The sequence below is a fragment of the Bacteroides faecichinchillae JCM 17102 genome, from assembly GCF_000614145.1.
GTDB lineage: Bacteria > Bacteroidota > Bacteroidia > Bacteroidales > Bacteroidaceae > Bacteroides > Bacteroides faecichinchillae.
The window spans coordinates 110,441-134,473 of record NZ_BAKK01000002.1 but is presented as its reverse complement, the minus strand read 5'-3'; the positions used below and the strand labels follow the sequence as shown (position 1 = coordinate 134,473).

Genomic DNA, 24,033 nt, shown 5'->3' with positions numbered 1-24,033 from the left:
TTCGTAAAGCAGCAATTTGCTAAACATATCATAGGGACTTTATACTAAGCTCCGGATTTATCTTTTTCTTCATCCGAGCAATAAAAATCAATAGTTAATTTCAATCTGTTTACAGGCAGGATGCAAGTTAGGTGTTGGTATTCTCTTTTGATTAATAGTATTTTTCAATTCCGCCAAATCCTGCAATTGCTTTATTTTCTTTCGTTTTGCTGATAAAGTGGTTTAACCGTTTCTCAAATTCTTCAGGACGTATTCTTGCGGCTTCAATGTATGCAATTCGGATTCTTTTATAGGAGTCAGAAAATTGTTGATAGTTTCTCCAGACTATTTTATCTTCTTTCAATTTCTCAATTATATCATTGGGAAAAATAAAAGGTATAGATAAAACATCTTGTATTTTATTCTCAAATTTAGGGTGTATCATTTTATTTTCCAATAGCCATTTAAGTCTTTCTTTATTGGCTTGTGAGTAAGTGCTTTTAGGATTTCTTGGTGTGAAGCGCTGAATTCTATGTTCTTTGTTAAGTGGTTTTATCGTGCTGTCAATCCAATCGAAACAAAGGGCTTCTTCAACGGCATCGTTATATAAAATACTTTTTTTGCCTGATGTCTTATTGGGAAATACAAACCATATTTCACTGGCACTGTCAAAGTTGTCCATTAGCCACTTTCTCCAATCTTCTCGATTTTCAAAATACTTTATTTTATTTTCAGTTGTCATAACGAGTTATTCAGATTAATTGTTTTGCAGCCTTTACTGTTGTGATAAAACTACTATGCTATACGACCTCGGATATGCAGAACCCGATAGCTTGATGGTTTATTTACGACTGCCAAAAATGAACTGCACCCTAAAAGTTAGGCAAAAAAACTTTTAGGATGCAGTTCGTGATATTGTAACAAGGGCATTCCCTTCTTTAGAAACTTCTGAAACCTGAGTTTTATAGTATTTCTTTGTATCAGTTTTCAATATTAATTAGAAGCTGAAACTCAATCCACCAATGAAATTAAATCCTTCTGTAGGATAACCAAGGTAGTATTGATACTTCTTATTCATCAGGTTATTGATTCGTGCATAAACAGAAACTCCTTTGAATACATTATAGCTGGCTCCTGCATAAAGGTCACTGACTGCAGAAAGTTTACCGAATTCTTTAACATCTTCGCGACCGATATAATCATAACCGATATTGATACCCAATTCTTTTATCGGTTTGAAAGTCGCGTTGAAGTTAAATTCACATGCCGGTTTCAGCAATAGAGCATAATCTTCTTTAGAATCCCAGTTACGATAAGTACCCGATGCGGATAACGTAACGATGTCTTTATACTCATAGCTGATCTTCATTCCAGCGTAGAAGTTATGAGAATTAGTCATTGCCATGTTCAGGAACTGATAAGGCATTGGTTCGCTGTCCGGACCTGCATTATTATCTACTTCTTCACTCACTTGGTACAGATCATCTTTCAAATCCTGATAGCCCCCATACAAATTAAACCATAATCCCGGATAAGGGCTTGCTTTGAAACCTAAAGCGGCATTGAACTGTTCGTAAGTATCCTGAATTGCATTTACAGGAAGTGCGTATGGACAAAGTGCTTCCAATCTGCGGAAGTCATTAACCAGTTTACCTCCGGTAGCTTGGGCATAAAGCACATAGCTCTCAGAGAAGATATATTGGGCAACTACATCAGGAGAAACGCGAAGAGTCTTTCCGCTACCAAAAGAGAAATCTACATTAGCTCCAATACGTAAGTTCCAATTGTCGCTCTGAAGTTTATAGTAAGGATTCAGGTCTAAAGTAGTACGGTCTTCATAAACAGGTATCTCGTTCAATTTGAGATCTTTGTTGTAAAAGATATTGCGCATATCCAATCCTATATTAATGCTTTGTTCATCACTGATAGCGCCACTAACTAATCCTTTCGTGCGGATCTGGGTTTCTCCCAATGTCTCGTTGAAGAACAGAAGATTGTTATTCTGACGATTATACATCATGAAATTAGTTTCAGCTTTGAACTGTACCGGATAAGTTTCATCGGTCGATTTTACACCTAAATGAAAATCAGCTTCCGTAAATTTTTGCTTGCTCGGTTCATTGGGAGCAAGGTTGAAGTTGCTGAGTCCGAAGTTTGCAGCGATGTTAAGATCAACTTTGTTGAATTGATGGATATAGTCCATGTTGGCACGCGTACGGTAATAGTAAGCTTTCCATTTCTCTTCTTGCGTTGGTATGGTTAGTTTGCCGTCCATCCCATCCATCTGGAAACGTAGATTCAGTTTATCTTTGTCTGAAATTTTAAATAAGTAATTGGCAAGTACATCCAGATTGCCGTAATTACCATATCCGGCACGTACATATCCGAGTTTACTGCCGGGCTGGATTTCAGTTCCGGTGTAAGGGCGCATCAAATCTGCCGGGATAGAACTTGCCGGTAGGAATCCGATTGCATATTCTACCTCTTTTTTAGAGATGGTCGGTTCTTCTACTTTGGGAAGGACGTTTACTTTGGAAGCGTCCATGATATCCGGATTATATTCTTGTTCTACAACTACAGTACGGTTCATAGTTGTATCTTTGGGTTGAGTAGTCTGGGCTTGGAGTTCGAATGGCATTAAAGCTACTAGTGTAAGCCCTCCTGCTATATAAAGAGATCGTTTCATATTCTTCAATCTTTTATTTATTAAGTTTCTGTAGTCTGCTTTCAATCATGCTCTCGATATCGTCATCGCCTTTATAATTCTGTTGCAAACTCAACAGATATTGGCGTGCATCCAGGTCTTTGCCCATAGCAACGTATACATCCGATAAAAGGACGAAGCTACGTGCCAGCCAATAGGCGTGAGGCGTACTTTGTTCGATATAGCCGAGAAGTTCTTTTTCTGCTGCAGTATATTGATGGGCATCATAAAGTGATTGAGCAACCAAATATTTTGCTTCGGCACCATAAAGGTTACGAGTATCTTTGGCTAGTTCACGCAAATCGGCCAATGCTTTCGTGTCCGCTTTCTGTTTCAAATATGCTTTGCCACGATAGTAAAGAGCCTCGTTTCTCAGTTCCGGGCTTAGTTTGGCTTCTGCCAACAGGTCCGTAGCTGCCTGAATCGTTTCTACATCATCTCTCAAAGCATATGCACAACGTAGAATACCAGTCTCAGCTAGCTGACGATGTTCTACATTACTTGCCTTTTCTTTCAACATCTTGTAACTAGCTAGGGCTTCTTCCATTTGGAGTTTATTGAACTGCACTTCTGCGCGCATTACCAATGCTTCTTCAGCAAACGGATTATTAGGATATTCAAGCAGCTTGCCGGAATGTTCCAACACCATATCATAATTCTTTTGCTCGTTCCAGATCAGACAGAGATAGTAATGAGCATTCAGACTAAAGGCTCCTTCCGGGAAAGATTGCAAATATTTTTCAAAGCTGCTTTTAGCCTCTTCTGCCCGTCCTTTCATGTAAATCTTTTCCGCAGCAACGTAAGTCAAAGAGTCCTGTTCGTTGGTATCGAAACGAATGTTACCAGGCATTGCATTAGCCAAAGCTGCGAACTCGTCGATACGGTTCATATCAACATAAATAGATTTCAAGTCAAGCATAGCAAGGCGTGCTTCTTCACTACCCGGATATTTCTCAATTACTTGTTTGTAGGCTGGGATTGCCTGATTGAAATCTCCGTTCTGGTAATATAACAAGCCAATTTCTGCTGCTGCTTTTCTGCTGACAGGGCTTTCGGGATATCTATTTAATAATTCTTTGAAAGAGGTAATTGCCTGAGCATTGTTTTCCATAAACACATAGGAACGTCCTTTCTCATAAAGAGCATTCACTGCATAAGGTGAAGACGGGTACTTACCAATCAGACGATTTAAAAGAGTGATCTTACCACTGTAGTCTTTCTGCAAACCGGAAACGAGAGCGAGTTGATAGAAAGAATAATCTCCGGAAGGAGTATTCATTTGTTCTGCTTGTGAATAATAACGTTTAGCCTCTTCAAAGTCGCGTATATTCAAATGGCAGTCACCAATACGATTGTACGCATCTGCCAGAGCTGTAGTGTTTTCACCTTTCTCCAGCTGAATGTATTTCTGGAAATAATTACTCGCTTGAGTATAGTCTTTCCGGTGGAAAGCGATGTAACCTAGATTATAGTTGGCGAGTGCATACATTTCATTATTAGGTTGTGATGTCAGTTGCAGATAAGCGTTGAAGTCACGCGCTGCTTCAGTCATCCGATTCAGGCGATAATAGGATTCTCCACACCAATAATAAGCGTCTGCTTTAGTCTGACGGTTGTATTGACCAAGATTGATTGATTGGTTCAAATAGCTGAGGGCTTGTTCAAAGTTTGCATTAGCAAAAGCCTGTGTACCCAGTTGGAACAAAATCTTCTGTTTTGCTTCTAATATTTGTGCACTTGGATGTGCGATACGGTCGATAGATTTCAATGCAGCGTCATAACTTCGGGTAGTCATATAGACTTCCACCAGATAACTACTCACCTTTTCTGCATATGGTGACGTAGGGAACTCATTCAGGAATTTCTCAAATGCAGTTACTGATTCGCCGAAAGCAGAGAAAGAGGTTTCATGCAGACAAAGGGCATAATTGTAAGCTGCTAGTTCTTTTACTTGAATATTCGCATCGGAAGCAGCTGCTTGTTCGAAAGCCATACGAGCTTTATTTTTCTCTGCTAATTGTAAGTAGCAAGGCCCATATGCAGATTGGCATTTTGTGTCAGGGCATCGTTGGTGGTAGTTACTTTACCTAGCGTTTCCACAGCTTTGGTATAGACTTTTGTTTGATAATAAGAGAGTCCTAACATATAAAGCGCATCACGTCGTGGAGCAGATTGATCTCTGTCCAGATAATTATTGAATGCTTCTATTGCCTGTTGATATTGTCCGAAATGATAGTACGCGTCTCCTAAAATACGGTACATTTCAGCAGCGTGCTCGTTATTCGGATAAGCCGACAAATAGTTTTGTGCTACGATCTGAGACTTATCGTAGTTCTTTTTGATTGCATAAATTTCTGCAATATAATAAGGTACTAATGCTTTGTACTTCGGATCATCCTGCAAAGGGAGAAAGTCTTTTAATGCTTCGTCATAACGTCTTTGCGAATACCGGATATAAGCCAGATAATAACTACAATCTTTTGCATATTTAGGACTGCTGGCACGTAAGGTTTCAAACCATATAGCTGCTTCCTTCAGATTATCCGTTTTCAGGTAACATGTTGCCAACTGATAGGTACAATCGTCACGTTCTGCGTTGCTCAATAAATCAAGTCGTGCCGAGTTGAAAAGAGCTAAAGCTTCGTCATACTTTCCTTCATAAAAATAGCAGGAAGCTATAAGTGCATAAATGCGGTTGGCATGTGGTGTATCAGGATAACGATCAAGGTATCCACGCAACAGTTCAATACGGTTTTTGTCTTTCAGCTCATAAGCAGAGCTTACCAGCATATATTCAGCTTCTTGACGAAGACTGGCTACTGGTTTTTGTTTTACGAAAGCTTTTAAGGCAGGTACAGCTGCCGCATAATTTTTTTCAAGGAAAAGCTCTTTTCCTTCTTTGTAAAGGTTGTCGGGAGAAGTAATCTGTTCACTCGTCTGAGCCAATCCCATGATTGGTGTGCAGCAGATGGCTGTACAAATAAGTCTGGTAATTTCTTTTTTCATAATTGGGTATTTATGCAAAGGTGCCATAATAATCATTAAATAAATGACGGTCACAAAGATAATGATAAAAATAAAATATGCCTGTATTTTAATGCTTTATCTATATTGATAAGAACTTTTTAAGTCCTTGACAGATAGAATCCAGTCCAAATTCCTCCGGATTGACCTTAGATAACGGTACAAAAAAGGAGTCGGATACATCATCCCTTGCAGAAAAGTGTTCCGTATTTTCTACGGTACAACGGAAAAACATGTCCAAGGTATGAACTGGAAAACCGGAATAGATATAGATATTAGGCAGTGAAAATAGGTAAGTGGCTTCTTTTACTTTCAGGTTTGTTTCTTCCAAAACTTCGCGGGCAACGCCTTCTTCGCCTGTTTCATTCATATCAATAAAACCACCTGGGAGATCCAGTGTTCCTTTCGCCGGCTCTTTGGCACGGCGGCAGACCAATAACTCATTATTATCATTCAGAATAAGTGCTACTGTTGCCGATGAAGGATTGAAATAGTAGACAAAGCCACAATCGGCACATTTTTTAGATTTCTCATTATGAATCTCAAAATGAGAAGAGCCACATTCCGGGCAATATCGAAATAGTGAAAGAGGATGTTTCATCATTGTCTAAATAGTTTCTTGTATTAAAACAACAAAAATACACAGAATTAGTTATTAATGGGCATTACTTATATAACTTTAGTAAATGAAGTATGAAAAGAACCGAATTTTGTAATATAGATCAGTATTCCTGGACGTACGTCTGGAAATAACTGTTTATATAGCCGAAAAAGTATAGGTGTTCATCTTAATCAATCTGAGCTTACTGATTAGTTTCGTCTATCAGTGCATAGATTTATTCGATTGGACTTTTTTTGTAGAAGCCCCCTTTCTACTTTTATCTTTGCATCAGAAACGAAAAACAAAAAATCGTTTTTACTGTTATAAGTCAATCAATTAAATACAATAAAAAATAAAAGATTATGGAACCAATTTTAAATTCTCAACTTCCTGAATTCAGTGTTGAGGCATTCCACAACGGAGCTTTCAAAACTATAACTAACAACGACCTGAAAGGTAAATGGGCGATTCTATTCTTCTATCCGGCCGACTTTACTTTCGTATGTCCGACAGAGTTGGTAGATATGGCTGAGAAATATGACCAGTTCAAGGAGATGGGAGTCGAAATTTATTCGGTAAGTACTGATTCACATTTTGTGCATAAAGCTTGGCATGATACTTCTGATAGTATCCGCAAGATTCAGTATCCGATGTTGGCAGATCCGACTGGTGCTTTGAGTCGTGCATTAGGAGTTTATATCGAAGAGGAAGGAATGGCTTATCGTGGTACGTTCGTAGTAAATCCGGAAGGAAAGATAAAAGTCGTTGAACTGAATGATAATAACATTGGTCGTGATGCCAGCGAATTACTTCGTAAGGTAGAAGCTGCTCAGTTTGTAGCAACTCACGACGGAGAAGTTTGTCCGGCTAAATGGAAAAAGGGAGAATCAACCCTGAAACCAAGCATTGACCTGGTAGGTAAAATTTGATAAACTACCTCGATAATGTATACGAAAGGCCGGTAACGGGAAACGCTGCCGGCCTTTCTTTTAAAAAAATGAAAGGAGATAGAATATGTTAGATTCAGCATTAAAAGAACAATTAAAAGATATTTTCGCCGGGTTGGGAGCGAACTTTACCTTCGATATAAATGTATCGTCGCAACATGAAGACCGGAATGAACTTCTGGAACTTTTGGAGGATGTAGCTGCTTGTTCCGATCACCTGACTTGTTCTGTGAATGAAGGGGACGGATTGGAGTTTACGATCTTAAAGAACGGTGCTCGTACAGGTATTACTTTTAGAGGTATTCCTAATGGACACGAATTTACTTCTTTGCTACTTGCTATATTGAATCTGGATGGTAAAGGCAAGAATTTCCCGGATGAAGGTGTTTGTAATCGCGTAAAAGCTTTAAAGGGTCCCATCCACCTAACTACTTATGTATCGCTGACTTGTACCAACTGTCCAGATGTAGTACAGGCGTTGAATGCTATGACTACTCTAAATCCGTCCATTTCACATGAGATGGTAGATGGAGCGTTGAATCAGGAAGAAGTGGAAACATTGAAGATACAAGGAGTGCCTTCAGTCTTTGCGGACGGAAAACTGATTCATGTTGGACGTGGAGAGTTTGGAGAGTTACTGGCAAAACTTGAAGAACAGTACGGGGTTGATGAGGCTTCACTTTCAACGGAAGAGAAACTATACGATGTGATTGTGGCCGGAGGAGGGCCTGCAGGAGTTTCCGCAGCTATCTATTCTGCCCGAAAAGGTTGAAAGTTGCGATTGTTGCAGAACGTGTGGGTGGTCAGGTGAAAGAAACAGTAGGAATTGAGAATCTGATTTCTGTTCCGGAAACTACCGGAAGTGAACTGGCTGATAATCTGAAAACTCATTTGTTGCGTTATCCGGTAGATCTGCTGGAACATCGGAAGATTGAGAAAGTGGAACTTGTGGGAAAAGAGAAACAAGTAACTACCTCTGTAGGCGAGAAACTGACTACTCCGGCATTGATTATTGCTACTGGAGCAAGTTGGAGGAAACTGAATGTTCCGGGCGAAACGGAATATATAGGAAGAGGTGTTGCTTTCTGTTCTCATTGTGACGGCCCTTTCTACGTAGGTAAACATGTGGCGGTTGTTGGTGGTGGGAACTCCGGTATAGAGGCAGCTATTGACTTGGCTAGTATTTGTTCCAGAGTTACTGTATTCGAGTTTATGGATGAGTTGAAAGCTGACCAAGTCCTTCAGGAAAAACTCAGAAGCTTATCGAATGTAGAAGTATTTGTAAGTTCTCAGACTACTGAAGTTATTGGCAATGGAGATAAACTGACTGCCCTGCGTGTAAAAGATCGAAAGACAGAAGAGGAACGTGTGATAGAGCTGGACGGTGTATTTGTGCAGATCGGATTAACAGCGAATAGTGGAGTTTTCCGCGATTTGGTAGAAACGAATCGTCCGGGAGAAATTGTGATCGATGCTTTTTGCCGTACCAATGTTCCGGGAATTTATGCAGCCGGTGATGTTTCTACAGTGCCCTATAAACAAATTATTATCTCTATGGGCGAAGGCGCAAAAGCTGCACTTTCTGCCTTTGATGATCGGGTCAGGGGAAATATCTGATGAATATAAAAGTTGATAATAAAAGCTATAAAGGTATGACTACATATCTTTGTAGCTTTTTGTTTTTTTCATATCTTTGGGGAATTCTAATAATTATAATCTATTGAAAAACATGAAAAGTATCTTTTTATTGATTCTTACGAGTCTCTTTATCCTTCCGGTACAAGCCCAGAATACATTGAAGCTGATGAGTTATAATATCAGAAATGGGAATGGCATGGACAATATTTGTAATTACCAACGCATAGCAGATGTGATTAATAAAGCTGCTCCTGATATTGTAGCTGTACAGGAATTGGACAGTATGACTAACCGAAGCGGGAAGAAATATGTATTGGGTGAACTTGCTAAACTCACCGGGATGCACGCATATTATGCTCCGGCTATTAAACATGATGGAGGCAAATATGGAATAGGAATACTGTCTAAACAAGTCCCGGTTCGTTTGAAAACGATGGCTTTGCCGGGAAGAGAAGAATCTCGTATGTTGGTGATGGCAGAATTTAAGGATTATATTTATTGCTGTACTCATATGTCTTTAACGGAAGAAGATCGTATAAAGTCATTGCAGATACTAAAGGAGTTTGTTTCTACTTGCAAGAAGCCTTTGTTTCTGGCGGGTGATATGAACGATCAACCGGACTCTGAATTCATCAAAGAACTACAAAAAGAATTCCAGATTATATCCAATCCTAAACAATTAACTTTTCCTGCTTCTAAACCTAAAGTGACTATAGACTATATTGTGAGTTTAAAACGTAATATGAAGGGAGTTTCTGTAAAATCTACAGAAGTAGTGAATGAACCGATAGCATCCGATCATCGTCCGTTGATTGTAGAATTACGGATGGACAAATAGTCTTTTATATGATAATGTTATATCAATTGCTATTTAGCTATGAGGTGTAAATCAGTTGGCATTGACAGAAATGCTAGTCATCATTATTGAATGGTTTCGTAAGAAATGAAAATATGTAAAAAAAGAGACTCTTCAGTAAAAATAAAGGAGTCTCTTTTTATTGGAATATTCTATTTTTACTTAGTCTGAATAGATGATATAATCCCATGATCTCAACCGAGCATTAGAGTTATCCTCCAGGACTTCTATTTTTACTTGATGTTTTCCTTTAGGCAATTGATAACGCCAGAAAAGATCCAAACGACGGGCATTGGCATTGGTTGGAAAGACAGCCTCTTCAATAAATTCCCCATCAATATAAAGTTTGGCTTTCACTTCGGCATCCGGTAGGTTATGGTTTCTACGGATTGTTTCTCCTCTTAATACAAATCCGGTACCATCAAAATCGAATGTAAGTGTTTTAATATCCGGGTTATTCAAATCTACTTTCGCGATGGGAACCATATGTGGGAAACTTTGTTCGAAGCGGACTGCTTTGGGTTTTTGAACATTGATTATAACTTTGTCTTGCTCTACATTTCCACCGTTTTTCTGTATCATTTCCAAAGCATGTTTATAGCTGATCTGATAGGTCTGGTTTAAGGAAAGTGATGTATATTTAAATACCTTGTCTTCTGCCCCCTTTAAGCCTTTCATCCAATATTCCGGTATTTTGCTATAGCCCATCATTGTACCCAATATCCCCCCGGCGGAAGAAGGATTACAATCTGAATCCTGTCCGGCTCTTGTAGATATTTCCATTGTTTGTGTGAAATCACCATTTCCATATAAAAGCCCTAAAACAATGTAAGCCGCATTGATTTTAGCGTCGATATCGAGGGGGTGAAATACTCCTTCCGGACAACCGATGTCTTCCGCATGATATTTTTGTATTTCAAACCAAGTTTGTTTCCAGTCTTTGGGATACTTCTTATGCCATTTTATAACGTTTGAGATACATTTATAGAATCCACTTTCTTTAGGGATTGTTTTCAAGGCTTCTTTTACAATGTATTGAATATCGTCGGATACGAAAGCGAGACTATACATAGCTCCTACGTAAACACCACCATACCAACCATCACCGTAACACATAAGATGTCCGATTCTGTCACTGACTTGCGAAGCGGAGTTGGGCATGCCCGGATTCATCAATCCGGCAAAGTCGGCTTCTATTTGATAGTCGATATCGTCCGCATGAGGATTGTTCAGCCAGTGTCCGGGGGCCTCTATTCCCTGAAGAATATTATATCTTGCTGCCTGATTAGCATGCCATAGTGGATATTTTGCCTGAGCAAACGCTTCTGCAAAGTCTTTTACCGGGGCGTCTAAACCTTTCTTTTCAAATACATCCACAAAGGTGAGATCCATGTATATATCATCATAAAGCCATGGCCATTCATCCATCGTTTTACTGATATAACCTTCATACCAGGGAATGACTTGATAATCTTGGATGAAAGTGCCTTGAAAACGAAATTCGGTAGGACCGCCGAAAGTTACTCCGATGGTTTGTCCCGCCCATCCCCCTTTTATTTTGTCTAATAATTGGACTTTGGAAAGGGTGGTTTGTTGAGGCAGAGCTTTTGCTTTATCAGTGGTGGAAGCAGTACATAAACTAATAATAACAGATAAAATGATTGTGTTTAAAAGACATTTCTTTCTCATTTCAAGAGTTTGTATTTTAGGTTTTGTTAATTCTGTTTATTTTGGGGCTTATGAAGCATTAGATCCTCTATGATATTTGTCAGTTGTGGAATGGGCATTTGGAAGATTAGTCGGGAATGTAAGCCTTTTGGATCGGCTGTCCATGTGTTACTACCATCGGGGAATGCTTTCATTATTCCTTTTTCTAGTTTGAAATAGGGGGCGGCTCCGCGTACGGCAACAAGGACTGCTGTCTGGTCCCAACTCATTCTGCCTTCAGGATTGTCTTGTGGGAGACACATTGAGAAAGCATCAATAATAGGACTACCTTGAATATCGGACGAAGCTAAACGTTTACCTGTTAAGATTTCATTACCAATGTCCCATCCGCTTAATATAATGGGTGTAGGCCATTCTTCAAAAACAACTACAGAAGCTGTAGAATCCTTCTCTACGTTAAATTCTTTTCCTTGAGGCATTCTACCTGCCATTGATACCAGTAGTTTAACTTTCTTTTTAACCAAATCAACTCCGGATAACTTACTATACTCATCAGGTTGCGATTGCAATAAGTTTTTTAAATTAGAAAAGAATCCCACAGTTACGATGGTTACACTTGTATCCGGTTGTAGACTCAATATGCGGCGATATACTTTCAGCGCATCTTCACTTTCAGAGGCTGATTGAGCCTTATGAGGATAGCGTTTGGGTAATTCATCCGTCCAACGTGCTTCTCGATGCCAAGTGGTCAGGTTGGGAGCATCCCCTTTTACACAACCAACCGGAATATCAGGGCGACCAAAATAAGTATTGATTACATCGATGCAAGGAACTGTCGTCTCACACTTGTTAGAAGATACTGTTGCGAGTATTTTTACTTCTCCCGAATCAGCTAAGGCATGCAGAACTGCCAAAGCACCTACATCATCATAATCGGGTGCCATATCAGTATCAAAAATCAAATTTGTGGTTTGCTTGTCATTTGAGCAATTACTAAACAAGCATACTGCGAACAGATAAATTAGTAGTTGTTTCATTGTCTTTCCTTTTTAGAGTTTTATGGTTAATAATTTCTTTTGTATTTTTATACGTTTGAAGATATAAATATATAAAGGTAACTTTACGCCGGCTCTTAGTTTCCTCCCGACAGAATGATAAGAACCAGTCCCAGAATGAACAGTATGAACATAATAGTCAGCAATAAATTGATCTTTTTGCTGGCACCACTGAATTCTTTCCAAATGAAGACTCCCCATAAAGCAGCGATCATGGGAGCACCCTGCCCTAATGCGTAGGAGATGGCTGCTCCGGCTTTCTCAGCTGCGATATAACTTAGTGCTGTTCCCAATCCCCAGATACATCCACCTAAAATCCCAACTAAATGTGTACTGGCTTTTCCGGTAAAATATTCTTTATAAGTGACTGGCTTTCCGACAAAAGGATGTTTCATTACTAGGGTGTTGAACACAAAATTGCTAAGAAAAATACCGATGGTGAAAATGAAAAATGCTGTGTAGGGAGTTGCCATTCCCGCAGTTGGTGATTCGAAATTGTTTAAATCCATGGAAGCGGCAACAAAACGATAGAAAAAAGACATTAGTATTCCAGCAACTGCGGCAAGGATAATTCCTTTTTTATTACTACCGGCATTTCCCTTTTGCTTTTGTCCGGCTGCTACCCCATTACAAATAATGGCGATAACAATCAGTAATACTCCTGTAAATAACCAGATCGGGTCTCCTTTGGGAGCACTGAAATAGTTGATGAATACTCCTAATACCAACGCTAATCCTACGCCAAGAGGAAAAGCGACAGCCATTCCTGCAATGGATACGGAGGCTGATAGGAGAATGTTGGAAGCATTAAAAATAATACCTCCGATTAGTGCACTGACTATATTCTCTGTACTTACTTGTCGTATGTTTTCAAGAAAACCTACACCGGAACTTCCGAAGCTACCTAACGTAAATACTAAAAGTAAGGCAAATAATAGTATGCCGATCGTGTAATCCCAATAATAAAGTTCGTAACGCCAATTCTTACTGGCCAGTTTTTGGGTGTTTCCCCAGGAACCCCAACAGATCATTGTGATGAAGCAGAATACGACTGCTAATGTGTAGCTATCAACTATAAACATAGTATCAAAAGGATTTAAAGATTTTATTTAATGGTTTGGATGAAAGCATTAACTTCAACGAGAGTCGGAATGGAGGACTGAGCTCCTAATCGTGTCACAGCGATTGCAGCTGCTGCATTTGCAAAACTTAGTGCTTCTCTGCTGATTCCTTTTTGGGAACAAGTTACGGCTAATGCTCCGCAAAATGTGTCACCTGCTGCAACAGTATCGATTGCTTTCACTTTAAAACTGGGAAGTTGTATCGTTTCCCGTTCATTCATCATGTAAACACCTTGGCTTCCCAACGTGATCACTATATTGCGTGCTCCCGATCTTAGTAGGGCTTGAGCAATATCATCCAGATTGTTTTCTGTATATTCGATTCCGGAAATGAAAGATGCTTCCAGTTCATTAACTACCAGTATGTCAATGGTTGTCATTAACTCCTCATCGATTAGACAGGCAGGTGCAGGGTTAAACAATACTTTTTTGCCTTTTTGTTTGGCTAATAAAGCGGTCTTTTTAATTGTTTCGTAAGGAATCTCAGCTTGCATGACAACAATATCCGCTTCTTCTATTATTTCAGAAAATTGAGTGATAGATTCGGGTAGCAAGGAATAATTAGCCCCAGGAGCCACTGCTATGCAGTTCTCACCACTATTAGCAACGTAGATAAGTGCGGTTCCTGTGGGGTGGTGGGAATCGTCGATGATATAATTCGTGTTGATTCCTTCTTCTGTGAAATGCTTTTTCAGGATATCTGCATACATATCATTTCCCAATGCGGTGACAAAAGTCACAGAACCGCCCAGTCTTGCTGCTGCAACGGCTTGATTCGCCCCTTTTCCACCAAAAGATTGAATAAACCTGGCATTACCGACAGTTTCTCCGGGTGCCGGAATATGGCTGACTTGTGCCACCATATCGATATTTGAACTTCCAACAACTACTATTCTCATTTAAAAATAAATTTATATATTCGACTTAGGTTTATTCTTATACTATCACTTCTCTTTTATAAGGAATGGCACTCTGCGCACCGATACGGGTTACGGCAAGTGCGGCTGCGGCATTGGCAAATCTCACTGCTTCTGCCAAACTGTGCCCTTCGGACAAATGGACACTGAAAGCTCCACAAAATACATCTCCAGCTCCGGTTGTATCAATTGTTTCCACTTCTTTAGCCGGAATCATCGTAAATTCATCTTTCTCTTTTACGTAAGCTCCGTCTTTTCCCAATGTGATAACTACATTTTCTATTCCTTTCTCTCCGATCGCTTCGGCAGCCCGATGTGCACTTTCCGTATCCATAACTTTGATTCCCGACAACATTTCGGCTTCGATACGATTGGGGAGTATGGTATGTACATTACTTAAAAAGGAATCGCTTAGCGTAGAGGCCGGGGCTGGATTCAGGATTACTTTTTTACCATATTCATTAGCTATAGATGCAGCATATTCTACTGTTTCTAAAGGAACTTCCAATTGCATAAGTACGATGTCCGCTTCTTTAATCTTTTCTTTGGCCTTGTCTATGTCCTCTAAAGAAAGCGAGCGACTTGCTCCCGGGGCAACAATGATACTGTTTTCACCAAAAGAATCGACCGATATAAGTGCTACCCCTGATGGACTTTTCTGATCAGTGAAGATAAAATCAGTATTAATCTTCTCCGATTTATATATTTCCAATGCCTGTAGGCCAAATAAATCATAACCTATTTTAGAGATAAATGTGACTTCGGCTCCTAACCTGGAAGCGGCAATTGCCTGATTGGCTCCTTTGCCGCCCGGATTCATGTAGAAAGTTCCTCCCAGAATGGTTTCACCGGGCACAGGCAGTCTGTTGGCCTTGACAACCATATCAGTGTTGCAACTACCGATTACTACGATCTTAGGTCTATGAATGGACGTTATTTCCATGGTATTTAAATTAGGATTGTACAAAAGAAGAAAATAATAATATACCGTTTTCTACATTAATCTTCTATTTATATAATCTCAAATTGATTATATTTCTCGATGAGCCTTGTATGTATCGAGAAATGAATGTGAATTCTATTCTTTGATTAAACAAGGTCATTTAACGAATTGTTCTTTTTTCTCAGGGTGCGTAAAGGTTATACTTCTGTTGATTATTTATATAATTTCAATGTCATTCTTATCAGATAAATTTCTTTCTCATAGTTTTTTTGCATTGATATGCTGTTGGAGAGTTTCCGTCAGGTTTTTTTTGAGTATTTTTGATTCTATCCATGCTGTAAAGTCGAAAATGCGGAGTAGCTGGTTTTCGAATTTATCATCGAATAAATGTTCGATTTCAGGAGTTAGTTTTTCCCAGAATAGTTCCCGTTCGTTTCGTAGATTGGGAGATTCTTCTTGTTCAGAAACCATAATATGAGGTGTTCTGTTTTGAATGATTGTTCTTTAGAAGATGAGAGGCCTCGACTGATGGATCGGGATTCGTGCCGGATTAAGTCATATTCCTGCATTTCGTAATAAACAATCAAGCGGACCAGCCGAATGGTTCTCATTAGAGGAAGATATTTGATGTTATGATCTATAATTGCGTTGCTGATGTGCTTTTTGGCAGCTTTGTAGTCCTGATTTCCGATATGAATTAGTGTAGTATAAAGTAATAATTCACTTTTCCGAATGGGGCTTAACCATACTTCTTTGTCATAAAGTGGTTCGTGATAAAGATTCATAAGCTTGGTGCATTCCAGGAAATTTCCTTTGTCAAGTGACGGGAAGAGTTCGTATTGAAAAAGCAAACAAGTTGCATTGACTTTAAATTCGAATGAAGTGGTTGTAATTAGCTTTTTCAGTTTTTCGAGGAAATAAGGCATTTCTTCATAGTTGCCGACAAAACGTAAACTGCTAAGTACTCCTTCGAGTACAGATAGATAATAAATGGGTGGATTCGACCAGAACTGTTGATTCTTCTCAAATAACAGATCAAGCTCTTTGTATGAGTTTAAGGCAGCTTTGTAATTTCCTGTCATCATTAAATAATTGGCCTGAAAAAGCTTGTGATTCCGGGTTAATTCAAAGTTTCCCTCGGTTTCGGACGAGGCTGCGATATAAAGCTCATTGACCATGAGATCGTTCATGTCTTGTTTCTGTTGAGCTGTCCGAATGGATCCGATGTGAGCCAGACGGTATTTTAGAAGATTGTGCAGTGAGGATTGTTCGGTGATCTTCCTGATTTTCTTTAATGCTTCATTCTGCATAAAGTGTTTGTGAAAAAGTTCTTTTTCAGTCATACCGGGAAAGTTCAGCCGGAGCAGATATTCGAGTTCTAGCTTGAGGGCAATGATCAATACCTCATTATTTTCATAATATTGTGCCTGTTCAATGGTGTCGGATAGTATTTCGAAGCATTCCTCAAACAGAGAACGTTCGTAAAGCATGCGGGCTTTGCAAAGATTGTTGAACAAGTCATAGCAGATGTCTTTTTTCTTTCGGAGAATGAGTAAAGCATCTGTCAATTTCTCATATAAATATTGAATAGAAACTTCAAAAGACCCGTTCGGCCTGCGTTTATAAAACTCCTCCTTTATTGTATTTCCGTTTGGTTGTTTACTTTTTGTGATAATATCATAAATCACCAGATAATCTTTCTCATCCCTGTCCTTTACGACTAAAAGGGAGAAATGCTTTTTTTCAGCTTTTGATAGAGAATATATCAGGGAGATAACGGAATCGACTCTTTTCATGGGAATTTCATTAGTATTAGCCTCGCAATATTCGGGAATTTATATGGAAAATGCAAATCATAGGAAAATAAAAATCCGACTTGAATGAAATCAAGCCGGATTTTCTGATACTAATGAATGAAGCTAGCCTTACAAGGTTGGGTCCGGTGATTCTCCACCGCCTTCTTCTTCACTACCGCTTTCTCCGCCGCTGCTGGGAGGGACTGTATTATTTTTACTTGCCGTTTCCAGTTTCTGAATACTGACCTTGTTTATCATATCTTTTAATAAACTGCCGGGTGTGAAAATAATCTTTCGATTTCTTAGCGTATCTGTACCCACTTCTCCTTCCTCATCCTGACTTTTACATCCGAACGAAGGGCGGAAAGTTCCGAATTCTCCGAGACTGACGGAGGCCCCTATTTCCATGTATGTTTTCAGGGAATCGATTAATCCGTCGAGGACAGATTTTACTACACCGCGTGGGACGAATCCTACCGCTGTTACTTGATTGCATAGCATCTTAAAATCAACATTCACTACATTGAACGGACGTGCTACATACTTTTCGGCTTTGTCCTTATCAAAGCCAAAGGTTGTTTTTTTGACTACATATCTCAGTGCCATAATTTTTAATAGTTTTAATAGTTAATACTTATAGTTTTTGTTTCGTGATCACGATGCAAAGATATGTAATCGAAAATAATTAAGGGGGAAATCTCAAAAAAGTTTCTCAATTAAATTATTAACTGATTTATTTGGCTTATAATCAGTACTGTAATGAGCAAGATTCATGCTTCACTTGTCTGTCTTTATTAAGTTGTAATGGTATATTATATAATGTATGATATGTAAATTCTTATACGAGACTAAATGGTGGGTATAGAAATAATACGGATGATTCTTGGTGGTATATTTTTTAGGTGTGATTGACGTGGGTTTTTGTTTAAAAATTCTTTAAATAATAACAAATCTTTTTCTCTGAGAAGATATTTAATATTTGTGCTGTCAAGTGCAATAGTGGGTTTTAGCCTTGAGTGTATACTGCCATTACTGTCGAAGTTATTAACTTGTAGATACAAACTATTAGCTACTGTCGATGGTTTAAGGTAGATACTAGATTGTATTTCTACTATATTTTTTAATTTAATCATCATCTGTTAATTTGTAATCTTTCTACAAATAATTATTTTTTAACTATCAAAATTATTCTCAGTAATAATTCTACAAAATGACATGATTAGCTTTTTATGTTTATTTTTGTTGTCTCTTTTATATAATCCTTATCCTCATATAGAAATATCAATTATGAAGTTTAATTCCAAAAACTTAGTTATTTCTCTGAATAAAGTAATATCTTTGGGTGCATAAATTAATTCGTAGAACTATAGTTTTTCTTTTGTTGGACTATAATTCTACGAAACGAAAACTATAGTTGTCGCTTCGAAGGACTATAGTTCTACGAATTAATGTGTATACACAAAACTATTAATTGTTGAACCATTATATATTAATTATAGTATGAGCATTTATTATGATCTTTACGCCAGTGGCAATCTGCTGAAACGGAAGGAACAACAACCGCTTCACGCGCGTGTTATTCCATCAGGAACCCTTGATGCCAAGAAGTTTATCGAATTGGTATCCAAATCCAATGGTTTTAGTCAAGCTACCATTGAAGGTTGTCTACAAGCTGTGACAGACGAACTGCAGCGTTGGCTCTCGCAAGGGTGGACCGTAGAAGTTGGAGAGTTGGGATATTTTTCTTTGTCATTAAAATGTGATCGTTCGGTGATGGAGAAGAAAGAAATCCGTTCACCTTCTATCCGGCTTAATAAGGTGAACCTTCGCGTTAATAAGAAATTTTATGAAGAGTTGGAGCCGTTGCAGTTGGAACGTATTGAATCACCATATCGTGCAGACAATACTCGTGGGGAAGATGAATGTCGTACACTCCTTATGGGGCATATAGATGAACATGGTTGCATTACTCGTGCTGATTTTATGAGATTGGCAGCTATCAGCCGGGATAAGGCAGTCGAATTTCTCAGGAAATATCTGGATGAAGGAATTATCCGGAGATATGGAGCAGGTAAGACAGTGGTGTACCTGAAAAAGTGATGGCATTAAAAAATGATAGAGATTTTTCAAATCTGCTCCTTTAGAGGATAGATAGTCTGATAATATAAAATAATAAGAGTACATGCTTAGCTCGGTTGAATTGTCATTATACTGCGGGGATGATATCTATAGAGATTGTTTGGTTAGGTAACAGAAATTAGTTTCTTATTCTATGGTGAAAACTGAATAACTTTTATTTTTTGATGTGGATTCGATAGATGATTGCGGGCTATTATCAATTGAGCTATTAGCCCGAGGTTCTAGCAACGTTATTTCGAGGTCGAATTGTTTTATTGATTTTGTTGTGATTGTGTTTCTTCATTTGCAATTAGCGCATCATAAGAGGCTATTTTCTCTGTGCAGATTCTGAGGGTGATCTCTTTTAATATTTCAATTCGTTCGAGCATATAGGCATACTCTTCTTTGGTTACAATAAAGTCTTTATTGTAACGAGCTTCAATATACGCGCGACAAAGCAGATCAAAACATCGTTTTTCAAAATCTGTACTCGATGGAAATACTACTGCTAACTCTCTCGAAAACTCTTTTACATGGCCTACCAATTCATCCAGCTTATGGCTCTTTAGACGGTAGTTTGTATATACAAGGCTGATGGAGTTATAAAATCGTTCGCATGTTTGGTGCAACAAAAAGGAGCCTGATCTATATTGTACTTCATTGTATTCTATATGTCCGAGCTTCAAATATCGTATTCCTAAGGATGAATGTATCTCAAATTCTTTAATAGCAAATTCTTTAATCTCTTTAAACGACAGTTCACGAGGTTTAGCCAATTTAAATTCTTTGCTGTCATACATCTTGATGCCCTCTTTCACAATATCGGTAAAGAAATACTGACTGCGTTCAAGTTCTTTATTAAGCGTATTTACATATTCAACAATGAATTGTGGTGAAGCATGACGACGATGGGCAAAAGCTTTGTGATATTTAGGAGTTATCTGGTTTCTTAGTCTGTCTTCTACATGTTTCATTCTTGGCTTTGGGATGACCACCATTATATCATAATCACTTTGATAGGAAGTATTCACACCGAACTCTACTCTCTGGTCCCACAGGACATAACCGCCACGGGCATAGCTACCATATAATACAACCATACAACACCACGGCAAATCGTGCTTAATCAACTCCAGCAAGGTATTTAACTCTTCCTGTGTTCGTTTAGGTAAATGCTTTATTGACCTTTTCATGTGTTACGATATTTATTGAATTACAAAGTTAATACAAATTAATTGAGATATCACTTATTTCTATCTCTTAATTCCTCTGTTTTGTTCTTTTTAGTTCCATACTTTTCTTTATATGCTTTCGAGAATTTCGTATAGTTTTTTATAGAGGGTGAGAGAGAATACGTATGCAGATAAATGATTATTTAAAAAAATAACCAAAAGTGTATCCCTGTCTTAGATCTATGTGGAATAAACAAATCATAGGAAAATTGAAAATCCGACTTGAATAAAATCAAACCGGATTTTTTGATATTAATGAATAAAGTAAACTTTACCGAATTGGGGTTAGGGATTTTCCGTTACTTTTCTTTTATATCAGAAAATCTTCAGCACTAATCCGGGATCCGAACAATCTTCTTTCGATGCATTCATCAACCTACAGTACGTATCACTTCTCCCGGTATTGTCAAAAGGTTCCCTTTTACTGAAACTTTTTGGGTAATATTCACTGGTATATCCCCTGCCAAGTCTTGTGCATAGATTTTATGCTTCTTCAATTTCACAGATGAAGGAAAAGCGATTGTAATATCTTTGAAGTAACCGAAGATACCAATGGGAGAATCGTAGTTCTCAACCGCTATTTTTACGGAAACTTCTTTCGAAACGTATTCGTGACCTAATGCGCGTCCTATGCTGGCAATGGCAACAGCACCATTTGGATAGCGGGAAGCAAGAATAAATGGTCTATCTTCACCTGAATCGGAAACTTCAGGTAAAGGCATTCCTCTACTAACTCTGGCAGGTGCTTCGGCAGTTAATCTGCTACCGACAGGGCGACTCGTATTCCAAGTTTCACGATCTTGCAAAACCCAATAATCATTTAACTTTTCGTTATCTATTGCCACCAATTCTTTTCCGACTCCGAATGGTTCCGCTATCCGATGCCATCTTACTCCACGAACGACCTCGTCCAAACGATGTTTCATATCCCGTATTGCAGGAGGAAAAACAAAATCCTGAGTTCCATTCGGCAGATTCCCAACAAATGGATGACGCATCACTCCGATAGCACATCCTAATCCGGCCGCGATATATGGTTCATCCTCGCAGTTGATAATACCTTTAGCATTTCTTTGAGCTTTGTAGGGTAGTAAATCACAAATTCGTTGTATGGTGACTGGTTGTGCTATCACATTTTCTACATCATACGTACGGAAAGCGTCACTAAACTCTATAAAACTATTCTGAAAGGCGTGTTCAATGCATAAACGAGGTGCATACTGCTTACCGATAGTAGTCAGCATCTTTCTCCATGCTTCATCTTTTTCATGAGCTCCCCAATCTACTTTCCAATAGTCAAAGCCTGCTGCATTTGCAGCCTTGATACGTTCTGTCCAGTATTCTTCTTCAGGAATATCAGAGAAGATCTCAGCTTTTTGTGCACAAATCCATCCGCCTGCTCCTTTCCATCCTTTTTCTTTGATGCGATCTGTCAGTTGTTTCAAACGGCTGACAGCATCTCCACGAAATGATGGAAATCGACTGGGATCCAGTTCAACAGTTCCTAAATACTTATTTGGCGTGTGATTGACATCTTTAGGGATATCCCATGAATCGTCCATTACGAAGTATAGATCTTTCCGGATGGATGGATAACAATCTACCCAATTTTGGTAAGCACCCTTACCAAACATATATTCTTCGTTCATGGCCTCTCTGGTTGGATCAGAACCCTGATAACTTACTACGTAGCCTTGCAAATTCCAGGTGCATAAGTAATCTGGAGCTTTAGATGGTTCATCCGGTACTAAACTTTTTAAAGACGATTGCTGCCCGGTTATAGATAAAGAAACAGCACAAAAGGCTGCTAGTAGTGATGTTTTGATATGTTTCATGGTGATGTGAGTATAAATCAGATAATTTAATCTACAAAATAATTTTGTAATCTTCATCTAAGGTCCTCGGGTTTCAGGTAGTTTCCGAAGCTAAAAGATTTTTTTTAGCGTTGGGAGAATGCTGAAAAATAGCACCAACTATCTGGCAATGATTCAATTCCTTACACTCACCACAGGTATTAAATCCTTTTTCGGATACACATTTTCGGATTCCGCAATAATTGCTGCAAAATGCAAATTTCACTCCGTCAGTTCGACAGCCCATACAATTTATGGTCGCTGCTGTGATTTCCGGTGTGTTGTTCATTTCACTCCACTTTTGAGCAGTCTTTTCTCTTAACTCATTATCATTTTTGACAGTGGCTATGCGGGCTTCGCAACTTTCGCAATCTAGTCCGCAACATGCAATTAATTGTTTCATTGTTTTTTTATTTCTGATCTTTCGGTTCTTAATTTTACCATGATATAGCTAATTTTCATATGTTTCTTTGTGTTTCAACATATAGAAAGAAGAATCTTAGTATTATTTTTAATCTTTAGACAAAGATATGAAATATTGGAGAATCTCGACTACAATAACATGCTTTTGTTTAATTCTTTGAGCCGTTATAAATTAACTATAGTAAGGGTCTTTATGATGAGCATTCTCCGAATGTAAATCTATTGAAACTTATATAATATTCAAGTTTGTCAAGTTAATGAACTGAAATATTACTATTTTGATATGGTTTTTTATATGAAAAGTTATATCTTCGAAGCACTTTTAAGACTTAAAGAGCAAAATGTTAGATTTAAAACAACTGACTGCTGATGTTTGCCGAATAGCTACAGAAGCTGGATATTTTTTGAAAGAAGAACGGAAAAGTTTTCGTCGTGATCGTGTGGAGGAGAAACATGCGCATGACTATGTGTCTTATGTAGATAAAGAATCGGAGAAAAGAGTGGTATCGGCACTTTCCACTTTGTTGCCCGAAGCTGGATTTATAACAGAGGAGGTTCTGCTACTTATCAGGATGAACCTTATTACTGGGTAATCGATCCATTGGACGGAACGACAAATTATATTCATGATGAGGCGCCATATTGTGTATGCATCGCTTTGCGTAGCCGTACGGAATTGCTCCTAGGAGTGGTTTACGAGGTATGTCGGGATGAATGTTTTTATGCTTGGAAAGGAGGAAAAGCCTATATGAATGCTAAAGAAATTCATGTATCAGACATAAAAGATGCAAAAGACGCTTTTGTCTTTACCGAACTACCTTATAATTATAATCAGTATAAACAGACTGCCCTTCACCTAATTGATAAACTGTATGGTAAAGTAGGTGGTATTCGTATGAATGGTTCCGCTGCCGCAGCTATTTGTTACGTAGCTATGGGACGTTTCGACGCTTGGGCTGAGGCATTTCTCGGTAAGTGGGATTATTCGGCTGCCGCATTGATTGCTCAAGAAGCTGGTGGAAAAGTAACTGATTTTTATGGTAATGATTATTTTATAGAAGGACATCATATTATCGTGACCAACAAGTATTTGCACCCTTTATTCCAAAAACTATTGGCAGAAGTTCCTCCGTTGGATATGTGATGTTATTAATTTAT

Annotated in this window: 14 protein-coding genes and 5 pseudogenes; 5 read left to right on the top strand and 14 right to left on the bottom strand. The window is 38.5% G+C overall.

The genetic code is table 11. The annotated features are described in order from the left end of the window. Positions 1-151: 151 nt before the first annotated feature. The 4 genes and pseudogenes from JCM17102_RS01630 to JCM17102_RS01615 all read right to left on the bottom strand — a co-directional run bounded on the left by JCM17102_RS01630 (position 152) and on the right by JCM17102_RS01615 (position 6,308). Positions 152-721, bottom strand: a complete 570-nt coding sequence (locus JCM17102_RS01630) for a YdeI/OmpD-associated family protein (protein WP_025073715.1) — start codon at positions 719-721, stop codon at positions 152-154. A gap of 255 nt (positions 722-976) precedes the next feature. Continuing rightward, positions 977-2,665, bottom strand: a complete 1,689-nt coding sequence (locus JCM17102_RS01625) for a TonB-dependent receptor (RefSeq protein WP_025073714.1) — start codon at positions 2,663-2,665, stop codon at positions 977-979. Positions 2,666-2,678: 13 nt separating this feature from the next. Next, positions 2,679-5,689: pseudogene (locus JCM17102_RS25740) on the bottom strand (tetratricopeptide repeat protein). A gap of 100 nt (positions 5,690-5,789) precedes the next feature. Then, on the bottom strand, positions 5,790-6,308 hold the full coding sequence (locus JCM17102_RS01615) for an NUDIX hydrolase (protein ID WP_025073713.1): 519 nt from the start codon (positions 6,306-6,308) through the stop codon (positions 5,790-5,792). A gap of 362 nt (positions 6,309-6,670) precedes the next feature. On the opposite strand from JCM17102_RS01615, the gene ahpC reads away from it, so the two are divergent. The 3 genes and pseudogenes from ahpC to JCM17102_RS01600 form a co-directional block, all read left to right on the top strand. After that, on the top strand, positions 6,671-7,237 hold the full coding sequence (gene ahpC / locus JCM17102_RS01610; RefSeq protein ID WP_025073712.1) for an alkyl hydroperoxide reductase subunit C: 567 nt from the start codon (positions 6,671-6,673) through the stop codon (positions 7,235-7,237). Positions 7,238-7,322: 85 nt separating this feature from the next. Next, positions 7,323-8,872 (top strand): annotated as a pseudogene (gene ahpF / locus JCM17102_RS25735) (alkyl hydroperoxide reductase subunit F). A 112-nt stretch (positions 8,873-8,984) separates the two neighbouring features. Next, positions 8,985-9,719: pseudogene (locus tag JCM17102_RS01600) on the top strand (endonuclease/exonuclease/phosphatase family protein); the annotation flags it as partial. A gap of 192 nt (positions 9,720-9,911) precedes the next feature. Here JCM17102_RS01600 and JCM17102_RS21470 read toward each other — a convergent pair. The 7 genes and pseudogenes from JCM17102_RS21470 to JCM17102_RS01565 form a co-directional block, all read right to left on the bottom strand. Next, positions 9,912-11,438 carry an ADP-ribosylglycohydrolase family protein gene (locus JCM17102_RS21470; RefSeq protein WP_033886413.1) on the bottom strand — a complete coding sequence of 509 codons (1,527 nt, stop codon included), beginning with the start codon at positions 11,436-11,438 and terminating at the stop codon, positions 9,912-9,914. A gap of 26 nt (positions 11,439-11,464) precedes the next feature. Beyond that, positions 11,465-12,454: a nucleoside hydrolase gene (locus JCM17102_RS01590; RefSeq protein ID WP_025073710.1), complete on the bottom strand. Its 990-nt coding sequence runs from the start codon at positions 12,452-12,454 to the stop codon at positions 11,465-11,467. A gap of 95 nt (positions 12,455-12,549) precedes the next feature. Then, positions 12,550-13,554, bottom strand: coding sequence for a GRP family sugar transporter (locus JCM17102_RS01585; RefSeq protein ID WP_025073709.1), 1,005 nt, complete (start codon positions 13,552-13,554; stop codon positions 12,550-12,552). 23 nt (positions 13,555-13,577) lie between these two features. Then, positions 13,578-14,492 carry a ribokinase gene (rbsK, locus tag JCM17102_RS01580; RefSeq protein ID WP_025073708.1) on the bottom strand — a complete coding sequence of 305 codons (915 nt, stop codon included), beginning with the start codon at positions 14,490-14,492 and terminating at the stop codon, positions 13,578-13,580. A gap of 37 nt (positions 14,493-14,529) precedes the next feature. Further along, on the bottom strand, positions 14,530-15,453 hold the full coding sequence (rbsK, locus tag JCM17102_RS01575) for a ribokinase (RefSeq protein ID WP_025073707.1): 924 nt from the start codon (positions 15,451-15,453) through the stop codon (positions 14,530-14,532). 258 nt (positions 15,454-15,711) lie between these two features. Next, a pseudogene (locus JCM17102_RS25730) lies at positions 15,712-17,249 on the bottom strand (BT2802 family ribose utilization protein). A gap of 129 nt (positions 17,250-17,378) precedes the next feature. Next, on the bottom strand, positions 17,379-17,855 hold the full coding sequence (locus JCM17102_RS01565; protein ID WP_025073706.1) for an HU family DNA-binding protein: 477 nt from the start codon (positions 17,853-17,855) through the stop codon (positions 17,379-17,381). 894 nt (positions 17,856-18,749) lie between these two features. Between JCM17102_RS01565 and JCM17102_RS01555 the strand changes: the two genes are divergently transcribed. Then, positions 18,750-19,349 carry an HU family DNA-binding protein gene (locus JCM17102_RS01555; RefSeq protein WP_025073704.1) on the top strand — a complete coding sequence of 200 codons (600 nt, stop codon included), beginning with the start codon at positions 18,750-18,752 and terminating at the stop codon, positions 19,347-19,349. A gap of 290 nt (positions 19,350-19,639) precedes the next feature. On the opposite strand, the gene JCM17102_RS01550 is transcribed toward JCM17102_RS01555, so the two are convergent. The 3 genes from JCM17102_RS01550 to JCM17102_RS01540 all read right to left on the bottom strand — a co-directional run bounded on the left by JCM17102_RS01550 (position 19,640) and on the right by JCM17102_RS01540 (position 22,855). Continuing rightward, positions 19,640-20,560, bottom strand: a complete 921-nt coding sequence (locus tag JCM17102_RS01550) for a HEPN domain-containing protein (RefSeq protein WP_025073703.1) — start codon at positions 20,558-20,560, stop codon at positions 19,640-19,642. A 410-nt stretch (positions 20,561-20,970) separates the two neighbouring features. Then, entirely contained in the window at positions 20,971-22,434 is a 1,464-nt protein-coding gene (locus tag JCM17102_RS25725) for a hypothetical protein (protein WP_275564302.1), read from the bottom strand. A gap of 73 nt (positions 22,435-22,507) precedes the next feature. Beyond that, positions 22,508-22,855 (bottom strand): DUF3795 domain-containing protein, encoded by a 348-nt coding sequence (locus JCM17102_RS01540; protein ID WP_025073702.1) that lies wholly within the window; start codon positions 22,853-22,855, stop codon positions 22,508-22,510. A 361-nt stretch (positions 22,856-23,216) separates the two neighbouring features. Between JCM17102_RS01540 and JCM17102_RS25720 the strand changes: the two are divergent. Then, positions 23,217-24,019, top strand: a pseudogene (locus tag JCM17102_RS25720) (inositol monophosphatase family protein). Positions 24,020-24,033 lie beyond the last annotated feature (14 nt).